This window comes from Faecalibacterium sp. OM04-11BH, assembly GCF_003482185.1.
GTDB classification, from domain to species: domain Bacteria; phylum Bacillota; class Clostridia; order Oscillospirales; family Ruminococcaceae; genus Faecalibacterium; species Faecalibacterium tardum.
This window is the reverse complement of record NZ_QULS01000001.1, coordinates 172,308-186,987: the sequence shown is the minus strand read 5'-3', so window position 1 is coordinate 186,987 and position 14,680 is coordinate 172,308. Positions and strand designations below refer to the sequence as shown.

The 14,680-nt window shown below is 58.3% G+C and carries 14 protein-coding genes; 10 read left to right on the top strand and 4 right to left on the bottom strand.

The window, feature by feature from the left end; all coding sequences use genetic code 11:
* Positions 1–105 precede the first annotated feature (105 nt).
* From DXB44_RS00790 to DXB44_RS00780, 3 genes are all read right to left on the bottom strand, one after another.
* Positions 106–369 carry a Txe/YoeB family addiction module toxin gene (locus tag DXB44_RS00790; RefSeq protein ID WP_005923383.1) on the bottom strand — a complete coding sequence of 88 codons (264 nt, stop codon included), beginning with the start codon at positions 367–369 and terminating at the stop codon, positions 106–108.
* Entirely contained in the window at positions 370–618 is a 249-nt protein-coding gene (locus tag DXB44_RS00785) for a type II toxin-antitoxin system Phd/YefM family antitoxin (RefSeq protein WP_118657393.1), read from the bottom strand.
* 85 nt (positions 619–703) lie between these two features.
* Entirely contained in the window at positions 704–2,074 is a 1,371-nt protein-coding gene (locus tag DXB44_RS00780; protein ID WP_118657392.1) for a D-serine ammonia-lyase, read from the bottom strand.
* On the opposite strand from DXB44_RS00780, the gene DXB44_RS14360 reads away from it, so the two are divergent.
* Genes DXB44_RS14360 through DXB44_RS00770 form a run of 3 tightly spaced genes read left to right on the top strand, consistent with a single transcriptional unit; the run spans position 2,058 to position 5,135 of the window.
* Entirely contained in the window at positions 2,058–2,426 is a 369-nt protein-coding gene (locus tag DXB44_RS14360) for a hypothetical protein (protein WP_147366353.1), read from the top strand. The two genes, DXB44_RS00780 and DXB44_RS14360, sit on opposite strands and share 17 nt — an antisense overlap.
* 19 nt (positions 2,427–2,445) lie before the next feature.
* Complete coding sequence (uxuA, locus tag DXB44_RS00775) at positions 2,446–3,543, top strand: mannonate dehydratase (protein WP_055184985.1); 1,098 nt, start codon at positions 2,446–2,448, stop codon at positions 3,541–3,543.
* A gap of 5 nt (positions 3,544–3,548) precedes the next feature.
* Entirely contained in the window at positions 3,549–5,135 is a 1,587-nt protein-coding gene (locus tag DXB44_RS00770) for a mannitol dehydrogenase family protein (protein WP_044960312.1), read from the top strand.
* 138 nt (positions 5,136–5,273) lie between these two features.
* Here the strand turns inward: DXB44_RS00770 and DXB44_RS00765 are convergent, their stop codons facing one another.
* Positions 5,274–5,804 (bottom strand): YcxB family protein, encoded by a 531-nt coding sequence (locus DXB44_RS00765; protein ID WP_118657391.1) that lies wholly within the window; start codon positions 5,802–5,804, stop codon positions 5,274–5,276.
* Positions 5,805–6,115: 311 nt separating this feature from the next.
* Here DXB44_RS00765 and DXB44_RS00760 point away from each other — a divergent pair, with 311 nt between their 5' ends.
* From DXB44_RS00760 to DXB44_RS00730, 7 genes are all read left to right on the top strand, one after another.
* Complete coding sequence (locus DXB44_RS00760) at positions 6,116–7,645, top strand: sensor histidine kinase (RefSeq protein ID WP_118657390.1); 1,530 nt, start codon at positions 6,116–6,118, stop codon at positions 7,643–7,645.
* Positions 7,642–8,457 carry a helix-turn-helix domain-containing protein gene (locus DXB44_RS00755; RefSeq protein ID WP_118657389.1) on the top strand — a complete coding sequence of 272 codons (816 nt, stop codon included), beginning with the start codon at positions 7,642–7,644 and terminating at the stop codon, positions 8,455–8,457. The genes DXB44_RS00760 and DXB44_RS00755 overlap by 4 nt, the downstream gene beginning before the upstream one ends.
* Positions 8,454–9,458 carry a TRAP transporter substrate-binding protein gene (locus DXB44_RS00750; RefSeq protein WP_118657388.1) on the top strand — a complete coding sequence of 335 codons (1,005 nt, stop codon included), beginning with the start codon at positions 8,454–8,456 and terminating at the stop codon, positions 9,456–9,458. The genes DXB44_RS00755 and DXB44_RS00750 overlap by 4 nt, the downstream gene beginning before the upstream one ends.
* Positions 9,459–9,744: 286 nt before the next feature.
* Complete coding sequence (locus tag DXB44_RS00745; RefSeq protein WP_005923418.1) at positions 9,745–10,839, top strand: TRAP transporter substrate-binding protein; 1,095 nt, start codon at positions 9,745–9,747, stop codon at positions 10,837–10,839.
* A 97-nt stretch (positions 10,840–10,936) separates the two neighbouring features.
* A complete protein-coding gene (locus tag DXB44_RS00740; protein WP_117553410.1) occupies positions 10,937–11,458 on the top strand; it encodes a TRAP transporter small permease in 522 nt (173 codons plus the stop codon).
* Between the two features lies 1 nt (position 11,459).
* The gene (locus tag DXB44_RS00735) at positions 11,460–12,800 is read left to right on the top strand and encodes a TRAP transporter large permease (protein WP_118657387.1); all 1,341 of its coding nucleotides are present in this window, start codon (positions 11,460–11,462) and stop codon (positions 12,798–12,800) included.
* A gap of 168 nt (positions 12,801–12,968) precedes the next feature.
* Positions 12,969–14,675, top strand: a complete 1,707-nt coding sequence (locus tag DXB44_RS00730) for a PASTA domain-containing protein (protein ID WP_118657386.1) — start codon at positions 12,969–12,971, stop codon at positions 14,673–14,675.
* Positions 14,676–14,680 lie beyond the last annotated feature (5 nt).

Below are 14,680 nucleotides of genomic sequence, written 5' to 3'. Positions count from 1 at the left end.
TTTTGTATGTCGTGCGGATAAGGGTTCCTTCTGGCATCAGAAAAATCGTACTCTGCACGCATATCCTCATCGTAGGATGGATTTTCCGAAGAAGTGCCATTAGATTTATCGTTCATAGTGCGTCCACAGACTGAGAATCTTAACGGTCTGCTCTTTTTCATAGACCTGATAAACAAGGCGGTGCTGGATGTTGATGCGGCGGCTGTATGCACCGTTCAGATCACCCACCAGCTTTTCGTACGGGGGCGGGTTTTGGAAAGGATCAACACGAATGATTTCAATGAGCGCCTTTGCCTTTTCGTCCAGATGGGCAGACTTCAATTTTGGCACGTCCTTTGCGGCGGTTTTGGTGTAAACGACCTTGTACATTTACCACTCCACCGCCGTTTCGTCCACGCAGTCCTCAAGCGGCGTGGCAATTCCGTCCATGATCTTTTTGCGCATACCCGGTGCAGAGACCAGATACAGCGTTTCCATGATGCCGCTGTAATCTTCTTCAGACAGCAGCACGGCATTGCCGTCCTTGGTGGTGATATTGACGGGCTGGTTGTATTTAATGGTCTGTTCTACATAGTCGAAGGCATTTTTACGGAAATTCGTGATATTTGTAGTGGTCATCGTAGAATCACTCCTTTCGTGTACAGTATAGCGTACGCTTACAAGAATGTCAATATGCGTCCAGCAATCGAAGCATGACACACGGTCACCCCTGTGCCAGCGCCTTACCTTTTGCGTAGTAGCGCTGCATTTCTTCCCGGGGGACCATGTTCCCGCCGGTAGCCCAGACCAGATGGGTGGCGTTTGCCAGCGCACCGGCGGGCAGGGCGGTTTCGGTGTAAGCGCCAAGCAGCTGTCCGGGCTGGGTGAGCACCGGGCCGTACATTCCCGCCAGAGCGCTGGGTTCAAGGTATAGACCTTCGGCGTCTGCCAGCTGTGCCAGAAGGGTGTACATCCGCTCGTCCTGCAGGGTGTAGCAGCCGCTCATAAAGGGGCGCATCAGCCCGCCCACAAAGCCGGAGGCGCGCCCCACGGCAAGACCATCGGCGGCGGTGCGGTTGTCGATGCCAAAGTCCTGCACGCAGACGCTGCTGTTTTCGCCGGTAGCCATGCCCAGCATCATGCAGGGGGAGTGGGTGGGCTCGGCAAAGAAGCAATGTGCGGCATCGCCGAACAGCATCTTCAGGCCAAAGGCCACGCCGCCGGGGCCGCCGCCCACGCCGCAGGGCAGATAGGCGAAGAGGGGATGCTCCACGTCCACGGTGACGCCCTGCGCGTCCAGCTGCTTTTTCAGCCGCAGCGCAGCCACGGCATAGCCCAGAAAGAGTGTCTTGGAGTTTTCGTCATCCACAAAATGGCAGTAGGGGTCGCCCGCCGCCAGTTTGCGCCCCTCGGTCACGGCGATGCTGTAATCAGAGGCGTACTCCACCACCTTGACGCCCCGGCTGCGGAGCAGGTCTTTTTTCCACTGCCGCGCGTCAGCAGACATGTGTACAGTGACCTGAAAGCCCAGCTTTGCGCTCATGATGCCAATGGAAAGCCCCAGATTGCCGGTGGAGCCCACCGCGATGGAATACTGCGAGAACAGCTTGCGGAAGCGCTCTTCTGCCAGCACGGCGTAGTTGTCGGTCAGATGCAGCGTTCCGCTGTGCAGGGCAATGTCCTCGGCGGTTTTCAGCACCTCGTAAATGCCGCCCCGCGCCTTGATGGAGCCGGAAATGGGCAGATGACTGTCCAACTTGACCCATACCTGCCCGGCAATGCGGGTGCCGCTGCGCTCTTCCAGCACCTTCTGCATCCGGGGAATGGGCTGAACAGGGGACTCAATGATGCCGCCGGTCGCAGCAGTCTCGGGAAAGACGGCGGCAAGATAGGGCGCAAACCGTTCCAGCCGTGCGGCGGCGTCCTCAATATCGGCAAGGGTCAGCGGGCAGGCAGCCGCAGCCTGTGCAAAGGGCAGCTTGTCCGGGTTGACCCATGCAGTCTCCTTCAGGGCACAGAGGTCGGAGACCACGGGATATGCCGCGATCCAATCGGCAACAGAACGCCCGGCGATGCACTTGGCAGGTGAAACCATAGCGGATCCTCCTTTATATATAGAACCAGATGGTGCGCCCGGCAGTTTTCGCGGAGCGCTGCGTGTCTTGAATATAAAGGTTTTTACAGGAATTGTCAACCGGCTGCTTTTTGTGCCGGGCGGGTCAGAGCGTTGCGATGTGCTGACCGCAAGAACAGGAAAAGCTTGGAAAGAGAGCAGCACACTGCCCAAAAACCTTGTTAAAAAACTGGCATTTTGCCGTTTTTGTGTAAAGTATACAAGAATAAACACAAAAAAATGGCATTGTGCGTATTGCTATTTTAAAACTGATATATTAGAATATAAGCAAGAAGAGCGTGCAGGCGTACTGCGCGTGCCACATGATAAATAACGACAGGAGGAACTTCTCTATGCCTATGAAAATGGGTTGGCGCTGGTATGGCGAGGGCAACGACCCCGTCACCCTGAGCGACATCAAGCAGATCCCCGGCGTGACCAGCATCGTCTGGGCACTGCACAACAAGATGCCCGGCGAGATCTGGGAAATTGACGAGATCCAGAAGGTTGCAGACCAGATCCACGCTTACGGCTTTGATATGGATGTTGTCGAGTCCGTCAACGTCCACGATGACATCAAGATCGGTCTGCCCACCCGCGACCAGTATATCGAGAACTACAAGCAGTGCATCCGCAACCTGTCCAAGTTCGGCGTCAAGGTCATCTGCTACAACTTTATGCCCATCTTCGACTGGACCCGCACCGACCTGTTCCACCCGGTAGGCGACGGCTCCACCGCACTGTTCTACGAGAAGGACAAGATCAAGGGCGATTACAAGGCTATGGCTGAGTACATCATGTCCTTCACCGAGAAGTACAACATGACCTTCCCCGGCTGGGAGCCGGAGCGCATGGCAAAGCTGGACGAGCTGTTCAAGGCCTACGCCCCTGTCACCAAGGAGAAGCTGTGGGAGAACCTGAAGTACTTCCTCGAGGCTCTGATGCCCACCTGCCACGAGTGTGACATCAAGATGGCCATCCACATGGACGATCCCCCTTGGGATATCTTTGGCCTGCCCCGCCTGCTGGTGGACGAGCCCAGCATTGACCGCTTCCTGAAGATGGTGGACGATCCGTACAACTGCCTGACCCTGTGCACCGGCAGCCTGAACGCAAACCCCAACAATAACTGCGCCGAGATCATCCGTAAGCACTGCGACCGCATTGCCTTCGGTCACGTCCGCAACATCCACCACTTCCCCAACGGCGACTTCTCTGAGGCTGCTCACCGCGACTGCTGCGGCGAGACCGGCATCATTGAGGTGATGCGCGCTTACCATGACTGCGGCTTTGAGGGCTACATCCGCCCCGACCACGGCCGTCAGCTGTGGGAGGAAGGCCCCGGCAACTGCCGCCCCGGCTATGGCAAGTATGACCGTGCTCTGGGCATCCAGTATATGCTGGGTATCTGGGATCTGCTGGACCGTCTGGATGAAGAAAAGAAGGGCTGATTATTATGAAGCTGTCTGATATCAAAAACGGCAATCTGTCCGCCGAGTGGGCAGAAAAGGGCTACGAGCTGCCCAAATTCGACATTGAGGCCGTCAAGGCCAAGACCCACGCCGAGCCCACTTGGGTGCACTTCGGCGCCGGCAACATCTTCCGCGCTTTCCCCGCTGCCGTGCTGAACGACGCACTGAACAGCGGCAAGTACGACCGCGGCGTCATCGTGGCCGAGAGCTTTGACTACGAGATCATCGACAAGGCTTACCAGCCCTATGATAACCTGAGCCTGCTGGTCTGCCTGAAGTCCACCGGCGAGATCGAGAAGAAGGTCATCGCCTCTGTCACCGAGAGCCTGAAGGCTGACTACTCCTTCGGCGCTGACTGGGCACGTCTGGTGGAAATCTTCCAGAACCCCAGCCTGCAGATGATCTCCTTCACCATCACCGAGAAGGGCTACGGCGTTGCTCCTGCTGATCTGGAGCGCGGCCTGACCCCTGTGCTGGCCATGGGCAAGGTCACCGCTCTGTTGTACGAGCGCTTCAAGGCCGGTAAGCTGCCCCTGACCGTGCAGAGCATGGATAACTGCTCCCACAACGGCGATAAGGTCAAGACCGCTGTCCACGCCTACGCTGCAAAGTGGGTGGAGCAGGGTCTGGTGCCCGCCGAGTTCCTGGCCTATGTGCAGGACGAGACCAAGATCACCTTCCCCTGGAGCATGATCGATAAGATCACCCCGCGCCCGGACGCAAAGGTGCAGGAGATGCTGGCAAAGGACGGCTTTGAGGATAACTACACTATCGTTACCGAGAAGCACACCTTCACCGCTCCCTTCGTCAACGCCGAGGAGACCCAGTACCTGTGCATCGAGGACCACTACACCAATGGTCGTCCTCCGCTGGAGCTGGGCGGTGTGCTGTACTGCGACCGCGAGACCGTGGACAAGATCGAGAAGATGAAGGTCTGCACCTGCCTGAACCCCCTGCACACTGCCATGTCCATCTATGGCTGCATGCTGGGTTACAACCTCATCTCTGCCGAGATGGCAGACGAGGATCTGCGCTCCTTTATCCAGAAGATCGGCTATATCGAGGCTATGCCCGTTGTGGTCGATCCCGGCGTGCTGAACCCCTACGAGTTCATCGGCGCTGTCATCAACCGCCGTCTGCCCAACCCCTTCATGCCCGATGCTCCCCAGCGTATCGCTACCGATACCTCCCAGAAGCTGGCTATCCGCTTCGGCGAGACCATCAAGGCTTACGAGGAGCGCGGTCTGGACAAGTCCAACCTCGTGCTGATCCCGCTGGTGCTGGCAGGCTATGCCCGCTACCTGAAGGGCATCGACGACAACGGCCAGCCCTTCGAGATCTCTCCCGATCCGCTGCTGGCTGAGCTGCAGGCCATCGTCAACCCCTTGGAGGTCAAGGAAGGCGAGCAGGACTTCAGCTGCCTGAAGGCCCTGTACAGCCGTGCCGACGTGTTCGGCGTGGATCTGTACGCCGTCGGTCTGGGTGAGAAGATCGAGGGCATGGTCAAGGAGCTGTACGCCGGTAACGGCGCAGTGCGCAAGACCCTGCACAAGTACACCCTCGCCCGCTAAAACTTTATAACGCTATTTCCGTACCCACGCTGCGCTTTTGCTTTGCCGTAGCGTGGGTTTTTGTTTTGCCCTTTCATAAAAAAGCAGAACAGCCAAGCCGACAGGCTTGGCTGTTCTGCAAATTATAAGAAATCTTCCTTACTTCCGGCAGTCGTGCAGGCTGGCGGCGGGCAGGGTGCTGCCCAGCAGGCTCCATGCGGCATCCATGCTCTCGTTCAGTAGATAGGCCTGATTCTTCTGGACGTAGAGGTACACCGCTTCTTTGGTGCGGTAGGCGCAGTACACGGTGTTCCAAGTGTAGCGGTTGGTGGGCTCGGCCTTGTTTTGCTCACCGGCCATCCAGACCGAAAGCCCGGCAGTGTCCAGTTCCAGCCGGTAGAAGGGGCGGGGCAGACCCAGCTTTTTGATCTGCTTGGAGAGGTTCGAAAAGAAAGTGCCGAAGTATACGGCGGGCAGACCGATGGCTACGATGGCCAGCACGGCGGTCAGCAGCCCGGCCCCCTCCCGCTTGCCGATCTGGCTCAGGCAGATGCCGGCGCACACCAGCAGAATGGCGGTGAACACCGCCGGGCGCTGCCAGCCCTTGTTGTGGCGCAGCAGGTCGAAAGATGCAAAATCGCGAAAGCCCTTTTCGTCCATCTGAACGGAAACACAAACATTCTGGGTCATAAAATTACCCTCCTTTTTGGGCATAGTACCACATTTACCGGCAAGAAGCAAGCAAAAGATGCACCGGCGGCGGTGCATCCGGCTTGCAAATCGCCCGCAAGGCGTGGTAAAATAAGATACTATCTTGGGTGTATCTGAAAAGTCGAAAATTTAGTCTATTTCTACAAGCACAGCTGGATTTTGCGTGAAACAGCCTTGAAATCCACAAAGGATTCCTGCGGCTATTTGCCTTAAATCCCGCTTGTGCTTGCGAAATATTCGTCATTTTCTTTGTTTTCAGATACACCTTAACGAAAAGGGGGAAGCTTTGCATGGAAAAGCGCAACTGGAAGCGCAGCGTTACGCTCAAGCAGCGCATGGTGCTGTGTCTGGCAGCCTTTTTTGCGGCCTTTGCATTACAGCTTGCCCTGAACGGCTATCAGGCACGGGCAGTGCAGCAGGTGCAGGACGACCAGATGAGCAACTTTAATGCCATCAGCCGCTTTCAGGGCGGCGTGGAAAGCTCCATCAGCATTCTGGAAGCTTACCGCTGGGAAAACGGCGAGACCGAGGAAATGCTGGAAAAGCTTCAGGCAGCCTGCTCCACCAGTAACGCATGGCTGTGGCGCATCCGATCCAATATGGACGGCTTGCAGAACGTCAGCGATGAGCAGTGGGTGCTGTACGGTGCGGTGGAGACCACCTACGGCAGCTACAACACCCTGCTGGAAGAGCTGGAAGGTTACCTTACCAGCGGACAGGATGCAAAGGCATCCCAGCTGTACTATAACAAGGTCTCGGTCTGCGGCGGGTATCTGAGCCAGTACACCATGCAGCTGCTGAAAGCCTCGATTCTGGACGCCCAGACTACTTACACCGAGATCTCGGAGCTGGGCGAGCGGATCGCCCTGATGCAGATCGTGGTGGTGGCACTGTGCGTGGCGCTGGGCTGTGCCTCTGGTCTGATGGTCATGCGGCTGCTGACCCCGGTTTCCCAGATGATCGTGGCTTCCCGCGCCATCAGCCGCAGCCAGTTCGATACCCCGGATATCCCGCTGCCCAAGCAGCCGGAGATCGGCCAGCTGGCGGAGTCCTTCAACCGCATGAAGCACTCTATGGCGCAGCAGGTGAATACCTTACAGGAGAAAAACGAGATCGAGCGGGAATTGCATCGTCAAAAGACCGAGGCATTGGAACTGCAGAACCGCATGGAGCGCAGCCGGTTGCAGCAGCTGCGCAGCCAGATCGACCCGCATTTTCTGTTCAACACCCTGAACGTCATCCAGCAGATGGCGGGCACAGAGTCTGCCTACCGCACGCAGGCGCTCATCATGGCACTTTCCCATCTGCTGCGTTACAGCCTGATGAGCAATGATGAGCAGGTGCCCCTCTCCCGGGAGGTGCGCGTTGTAGACGAGTACTACTCCATCTACCATGTGCGCTTTGGCGACCGGGTGCAGATGGAGTGGGCGTTCTCGGACTCGCTGGATCTGACCGAAACCATGGTGCCATCCTTTATCTTGCAGCCCATCGTGGAAAACGCCTTCAAGCATGGCATCTGCCCCAAGGAAGAGGGCGGCGTGGTGCGCATCCGCATGGTGCCCCTGCGGGAAAAAGGCCTGCTGTGCATCCGGGTGCTGGACAACGGCGTGGGCATTGAGCCGGAGCAGCTGGAACAGCTGCGCACGGCATTGGAACAGTCCGCACCCCGCTGGGAACATATCGGTATTTATAACGTGGCCGCCCGCCTGCGGCTGCTGGATGCCCGCTGCCGGGTGGTGGTGCGCTCCCGGCCGGGGCGGGGAACTGCGGTGATCCTGTATCTGCCGCTGGTGGAGAATGAGGAGGAATTTGAGGAATGATTCGTCTGTTGATCGCGGATGACGAGAGAATGGAGCGGGAGGCGCTGGCGGATATCGTCATGCGCCGGTTTGAGCATGAGGTGACGGTGGAAATGGCAGAAAATGGCCGCAAAGCCGCCGATACCGCTGTACTCTGGGAAGCAGACCTGATTTTGATGGACATCGAGATGCCGGGCATGAACGGCCTGGATGCCGCCCGCGCGGTGCTGGAGCAGCGCCCGGAGTGCAAGGTGATCTTCATCACGGCGTACAGCCTGTTCCAGTACGCCCACGAGGCGGTGCATCTGGGTGCCTGCGACTATCTGCTGAAGCCGGTGGACCCGGACGAGACCGAAGCGGCCATCCGCCGCGCCATCCGGCAGATCGAAGCCGGCCGCCGCTTGGCCGAGCTGGCTGCGGTGGAGCCGGAGCCGGAAACCGCCCCGGAGCAGGAAACTGACCCCGCCGGGGAAGGGGAGAGCGACCGCAACGCACTGGTGATGGACCATGTGCGCAAGTATATGGAAGATAACTATATGGCCGACCTCTCGCTGGACAGCGTGAGCGAAATTTTGCACATCAGCCCGGCGTATCTTTCGGCACAGTTCAAAAAGTACCAGAAGATGAATTTTCTGGACTGCTTGACTGAGCTGCGCATCAATGCTGCCAAGGAACTGCTGGCTGACCCCTTCCGCTCCGCAGCGGAGGTGGCCTCCATGGTGGGCTACGAGGATGCCAGCTACTTTGCCCGCGCCTTTAAAAAGCGCACCGGTATGACCCCCACCCAGTACCGGAAGGAAGCGGCAAAGACCGCCCGGGAGGCGCGGCTGTGACCCGCCGTCAGCTGCTGCGTCTGCTTGCGGCAGCCCCGGCACTGGCAGTTACAGGCTGCACGGCGCAGTCTGCTTCTTCGCAGCAGGAGAAGCCGCTCATCCTGCGCTATGCCGAGAACCAGCCGGAGGACTACCCTACCAGCAAGGCAGCAAAGGCCTTTGCGGAGCTTGTGGCACAGCGCACGGATGGCCGGGTGAAGGTGCTGGTTTACAGCGGGGCAGAACTGGGCGCAGAGCAGAGCGTCATCCAGCAGATGCAGTTCGGCGGGGTGGATTTTTCCCGCGTGTCTCTGAGCCAGCTGGCAGAGTACGAGCCGGAGCTCAGTGTATTGCAGCTGCCTTATTTGTACAGCGATGCCCAGCAGATGTGGCGGGTGCTGGACGGCAGCATCGGGGACGAGTTTCTGGCCATGCTGGACGGGATGGATTTAGTAGGGCTTTCGTGGTTCGACGCCGGCGTGCGCAGCTTCTACACCCGAGAAAAGGTGACAGGGCTGGATGACTTGCAGGGGTTGACCATCCGGGTGCAGGAGTCGGACATGATGAGCGACATGATCACCGCACTGGGCGCAAAGCCGGCGCAGGTGGTGTACAGCAAGGTATATGCCGCCCTGCATAACGCCGAGATCGATGGCGCAGAGAACAACTGGCCCAGCTACGAGGTGATGGGGCACTACGAGGTAGCGCCCTTTTTCCTGAAGGACGAGCACACCCGTGTGCCGGAGGTGCAGCTGGCCAGCCCGGCGGTGATGGAAAAACTTGCCGCGCTGGACGAAAGCTTCCCGGAGGTGATCCGCGCCTGCGCCCGGGAGAGCGCACAGACAGAGCGGGAGCTCTGGGCGCGGCGGGAGGCGAACGCAGAGCAGAATATGCGCAAGCGGGGCATCTGCGTCACCGAGCTGGACGAGGCCGAAAAAGCCCGCTTCCGCGCAGCGGTGCAGCCCATGTACGATGAATTCTCTGCCCAGCAGGAACTGATCGACCGGATACAGAAAAGCTGAAAAAGACACCCCGAGAAGTGCCCCGGACGGACATTTTTCGGGGTGTTATTTTGCTCATAAATACAGGAATGTATCCAACTGGTCGGCAGTGTTGCACAAATAAGACAGAAAGCGGTTGTGCAATATGGCAAAAACTATCTTGACATTCTTTCGAAAAACAGGACATTTTTTGAAAGCCCTTGTTTCGTTTCGGAAAATTTGCTAAAGTGTGTACAGTCAATGAACGAAAGCTCCGGCACCTGTGCGCCCGGAGAATTTCACAATTATTTTAAGGAGGACGATTCCTATGAAAATGATCTCTCGTCGTAGCTTTATGGCTGTTGCCGGTGCAGCTACCGCTGCTGTTGCTCTGACCGCCTGCGGTGGTTCCAAGAGCGGCTCCACCTCTACCGCTGCTTCCACCTCTACCGCTGCTTCTGCTTCTGCTGCTGCCGGTGATGCAGCTGCTGCTGCCAACGATCCCAAGGTGACTCTGGTCTACGCCGAGGTCAACCCGCTGGATACCATCGTTGGCCAGACCGGTTCTCACTTCAAGGAGAAGGTCGAGGAGCTGAGCGGCGGTTCTGTGGTCGTCGATGTGCAGGCTTCCGGTGTTCTGGGCTCGGAGAACGACGTTCTGGACGCTATTCTGGGCGGCTCTACCTCCATTGATATCAGCCGTATTTCTGCTTTCGCTCTGACCAGCTACGGCTGCAACAAGTCCAAGCTGCTGTCCATCCCCTTCACCTTCAACAACCGTGCTCACTTCTGGAACTTCGCCAACAGCGATCTGGCTCCTGAGTTCCTGAACGAGCCTCAGGAACTGGGCCTGCCCGTTCGCGGCCTGTTCTACGGCGAGGAGGGCTTCCGTCACTTCTTCACCGTCAAGCCCGTTGCAACCATCGATGATCTGAAGGGCATGAAGCTGCGTGTGTCCAACGACCCTGTTATGAACGGCATGGTCGAGGGTCTGGGCGCTAACCCCACCGTCGTTGCCTTCGGCGAGCTGTACAGCGCACTGCAGACCGGCGTTGTGGATGGCGCTGAGCAGCCCATCGCAAACTACAAGTCCAACGCCTTCCCCGAGGTTGCTAACAACCTGATTCTGGACGGCCACACTCTGGGCGCTGTGCAGGCTGTTATCACCGATAACGCATGGGGTAAGCTGACCGCTAACCAGCAGGCTGCTGTTATGGCTGCTGCTGCCGACACCCAGAAGTTCAACGCTGATCTGTCTGAGACCGCTGAGAACAAGGTTCTGGAAGAGCTGCGCTCCTCCGGCTGCAACGTTGTGGATGTGGACGACAAGACTCCCTGGCAGGAAGCTTGCGCTAAGGTCATCAAGGACAACACCTCTGATCAGGCTGAGCTGTACCAGAAGCTGCTGGACATGAAGGCATAAGCTGGCTTTCCATCCAATCTAAGTAGTACATTGCCCGGCGGGGGCCCACGGGAATACGCCCGCAGGCTTCGCCGGGTTTTTATATGGAGGAATTTCTATGCCGAAAATCTTTACCACTCTGGATAAGATCAGACCGGCGTACGACTTTACCTACAAGGTGGTTCTGTTCATCTGCAAGATCCTGCTGATCGCAGATATCCTCATTACCACGATGTCGGTCATTGGCCGTTACGTCCCCTTTATCCCGGACCCCTCTTGGTCTGAGGAGGTCGTTCTGACCTGCATGAGTTACATGGCTGTGCTGAGCGCTGCGCTGGCCATCCGCCGCGGCGCACACATCCGCATGACTGCCTTTGATATGTACCTGCCCAAGAAAGTGGTCAAGGCGCTGGACATTTTGTCCGACGTGGCCGTGATGGTCCTTGGCGTGGTGATGATGGCGGTCGGCTGGAACTACGCCACCACGCTGGGTGGCCGTGGCTTCTATGTTTCCATGCCTTGGCTGAGCCGTTTCTGGATGTACTTCCCGGTGCCGCTGGCCGGTGTTGCCATGGTCATCTTTGAGATCGAGTCTCTGTATAACCATATCAAGAGCTTTTTTGTAAAGGAGGAAATGTAATATGACAGTTCAGACACTGGCGATCATTGTCCTTCTTGTCAGCTTCTTCGTTATGATCTTCCTGCGCTTCCCCATTGCATACGCCGTTGGTCTGTCCAGCGTGCTGTGCATGCTGGTGCAGGGTCAGGCACTGACCGACGTCTGCCGCCTGATGGTCAAGGGCATCTCCTCCTTCAGCCTGATGGCTGTGCCGTTCTTCATCACCATGGGTGTGCTCATGGGCTCCGGCGGCATCTCTGAAAAGCTGATTGCACTGGCTGACGCCTGCGTGGGCTGGATGCGCGGCGGTATGGCCATGGTCAACATCGTGGCTTCCTACTTCTTCGGCGGCATTTCCGGTTCTGCTTCCGCCGATACCGCTTCCATCGGCTCTATCATGATCCCCATGATGGTGGATCAGGGCTACGGCGCAGACTTCTCCACCGCTGTTACCATCACCTCCTCCTGCGAGGGTCTGCTGGTTCCCCCCAGCCATAACATGGTCATCTACGCTACCACCGCCGGTGGTATCTCCGTGGGCAGTCTGTTCCTGGCCGGCTACCTGCCCGGCGCTCTGCTGGCTATCGTGCTGATGATCGGCTCCTACATCATCTCGGTCAAGCGCAACTACCCCAAGGGCGATCCGTTCAGCATCAAGGCTTTTGTCAAGCAGCTGGGCACTTCTATCTGGGCACTGGCCGCTGTTATCATCGTGGTGTTCGGCGTTGTCGGCGGTGTGTTTACCGCTACCGAGTCTGCTGCTATCGCCGTTATCTACTCTCTGCTCGTTTCCGTGTTCGTCTATAAGGGTCTGGACTGGAAGGGCGTGTGGCACGCTCTGGACGAGTGCGTCAACACTCTGTCCATCGTGCTGATCCTGATCGCTACCTCTGCAGTGTTCGGCAACTGCCTGACCATGCTGCATGTGCCTGATCTGGCAGCAACCGCCATCACCGACCTCACCGATAACCCCTACATCATTGCACTGCTCATCGACCTGATCCTGCTGGTACTGGGCATGATCATGGATATGGCTCCCATCATCCTGATTGCTACCCCCATCCTGCTGCCCATCGCCACCTCCATCGGCATCGATCCCATCCAGTTCGGTATCATCGTGGTTCTGAACTGCGGCATCGGTCTGCTCACTCCTCCCGTTGGCTCCGTTCTGTTCATCGGCTCTGCCGTTGCAAAGCGCCCCATGGAGAAAGTGGTCAAGGCAACCCTGCCGTTCTACCTGTGCATGTTCGTTGCACTGCTGCTGCTGACCTACATCCCCGACATCAGCCTTGCTATCCCCAAGCTGCTGGGCGGTTACGTCAGCCCCATCACAAACCCGCTGGGTCCTGTGTTCATCCACTAAGCGCAGCATAAGGGAAACCCCTTGCATCTATAAGACCGGAGCCTGTCAGCCCCTTGGGCTGCGGGCCCCGGTCTTTTTTGCGCTTGCACCAAAATGCGGACAGCTTGCACGGCGGGGAACACTATGATACAATAAAAAGTATAGAAGCTGGGAAGGGGAGAGAACACTATGGAGCAAAAACGCCTGTGTCCGTTCTGCATTGGGGAACTGCCGCCTGCGGCGACCGTCTGCCCCCATTGCGGGAAGATTTTAGAGGGATGCAACCCGGCGGGCTGTCTGCCGGTGGGCACGGTGCTGGCTGGGCGCTATACCGTGGGCGAGATGCGCAGTCTGGACGGCGAGGGTGTGCTGTACAGCGGCGTGGAGAATCTGGGCGGTTTCCGGGTGACTATCAAGGAGTACCTGCCCGTCACCCTTTCTGCGGAGCGGGGTGCGGACTGCGTCCTGCGCCCCAAGCAGGGGAGCGAGGTACTGTTCAAGACCACCCGCATGGACTTTGCAGACCTGTACCGCGCCATCCAACGCATTACCCCCGCCAGCGGTCTGGAGGCCGTGCTGGACGTGGTGGAGGCCAACAACACCGTGTATGCGGTGCTGGAAAACTTAGGCGGCACCCCGCTGGAACAGTGGCTGGAAAACCGCTCCGCCCCAGTGCGGGCAGAGGATGCCTGCGCCATGCTGCGCCCGGTGTTTGAGGGCGTGGCGGCTATGCACAAGGCAGGGCTGGTGCACCGCGGCATCTGCCCGGAGAATATCCGGGTAATGGCAGATGGCCGGTGCCGTCTAGCCGGGTATGCCACCGTGGGTCTGCGCACCGCAGGCAGCGGCCTGCACGAGCAGCTGTACGAGGGCTACTCCGCGCCGGAGCAGTACACCACCGCCGAGTTTGAGGGGCGCTACACCGATGAGTACAGCCTTGCCGCCGTCTTTTACCGCATGGTATGCGGGCAGGCACCCATGCCCGCTGCTCAGCGCGTGGTGTCGGACTCCAACCCCCGGGCACGCACCGTAGAGCCTGCCGTACCGGCCTACGTCTCCGATGTATTGCAGCTGGGGCTGCGGCTCAAGGTCATGGAGCGCATCCAGACTGTGCCGCAGCTGTATCAGGCACTTTCTTCCAAAGAATATACCGCTGAGCTGACCCGCACCATGAAGCCGGAGACCCCGATGCATCCGGCGCGGGCAGAGCAGAGCCCGCAGGGCAGGGAACACCTGCTCAGCCTGAAGGGGCTGCTGGCGGGCATCCTGATCCTGCTTTCCGTTCTGATCTTGCTCACCTTGTGGGGCATCGTGAGCAGCAAGGAGGAGCAGCTGCCCTCTTCGGAGCCGAGCTCGGAAGTTGCCAGCAGCGAGGAAATGAAGCCCCAGAACCTTGTGCCCAACTTTGTGGGCATTGATTACGAGCAGATCAAGAATAACCGCGAGTACACCAGTATGTACCTGTTCCGGGCGGTGCTGGAGTACAGCGATACCGTGCCCTCCGGGCAGGTCATCCGGCAGGAGCCGGAGGCCGGCGAGGTGATGGAAAACGGCGAGGTGATCCAGATCGTGGTCAGTCAGGGCCCGGAGAAGGTGGAGATGCCCAAGATCATCGGCGCATCGCAGGATAAGGCCATTGAGATATTGAGCAGCCGGGGGCTTGTGGCCAGCTGTTTCATGGTGGTGAACGATGGCTCCTACGCTACGGGCTGCGTGGTCTCTGCCAGTGAGGAAGAGGGCGCCATGGTCACGGTGGGTACGGTGATCACCATATATATCGCCGCAGACCCCAGTGTGCAGATCACCGCCACCCCGGAAGAGCCTGCCGCTACCGAGCCCACTACCCCGGAAACGCCCCCAGAGGGCGGCACAGAGCCGGAATACGATACTGATTAAACAAT

What these genes read in the sequence shown, in the direction of transcription:
- DXB44_RS00790 (WP_005923383.1), bottom strand. Translation starts at nt 369, where the DNA reads ATGTACAAGGTCGTTTACACCAAAACCGCCGCAAAGGACGTGCCAAAA.
- DXB44_RS00785 (WP_118657393.1), bottom strand. Translation starts at nt 618, where the DNA reads ATGACCACTACAAATATCACGAATTTCCGTAAAAATGCCTTCGACTAT.
- DXB44_RS00780 (WP_118657392.1), bottom strand. Translation starts at nt 2,074, where the DNA reads ATGGTTTCACCTGCCAAGTGCATCGCCGGGCGTTCTGTTGCCGATTGG.
- uxuA (WP_055184985.1), top strand. Translation starts at nt 2,446, where the DNA reads ATGCCTATGAAAATGGGTTGGCGCTGGTATGGCGAGGGCAACGACCCC.
- DXB44_RS00770 (WP_044960312.1), top strand. Translation starts at nt 3,549, where the DNA reads ATGAAGCTGTCTGATATCAAAAACGGCAATCTGTCCGCCGAGTGGGCA.
- DXB44_RS00765 (WP_118657391.1), bottom strand. Translation starts at nt 5,804, where the DNA reads ATGACCCAGAATGTTTGTGTTTCCGTTCAGATGGACGAAAAGGGCTTT.
- DXB44_RS00760 (WP_118657390.1), top strand. Translation starts at nt 6,116, where the DNA reads ATGGAAAAGCGCAACTGGAAGCGCAGCGTTACGCTCAAGCAGCGCATG.
- DXB44_RS00755 (WP_118657389.1), top strand. Translation starts at nt 7,642, where the DNA reads ATGATTCGTCTGTTGATCGCGGATGACGAGAGAATGGAGCGGGAGGCG.
- DXB44_RS00745 (WP_005923418.1), top strand. Translation starts at nt 9,745, where the DNA reads ATGAAAATGATCTCTCGTCGTAGCTTTATGGCTGTTGCCGGTGCAGCT.
- DXB44_RS00740 (WP_117553410.1), top strand. Translation starts at nt 10,937, where the DNA reads ATGCCGAAAATCTTTACCACTCTGGATAAGATCAGACCGGCGTACGAC.
- DXB44_RS00735 (WP_118657387.1), top strand. Translation starts at nt 11,460, where the DNA reads ATGACAGTTCAGACACTGGCGATCATTGTCCTTCTTGTCAGCTTCTTC.
- DXB44_RS00730 (WP_118657386.1), top strand. Translation starts at nt 12,969, where the DNA reads ATGGAGCAAAAACGCCTGTGTCCGTTCTGCATTGGGGAACTGCCGCCT.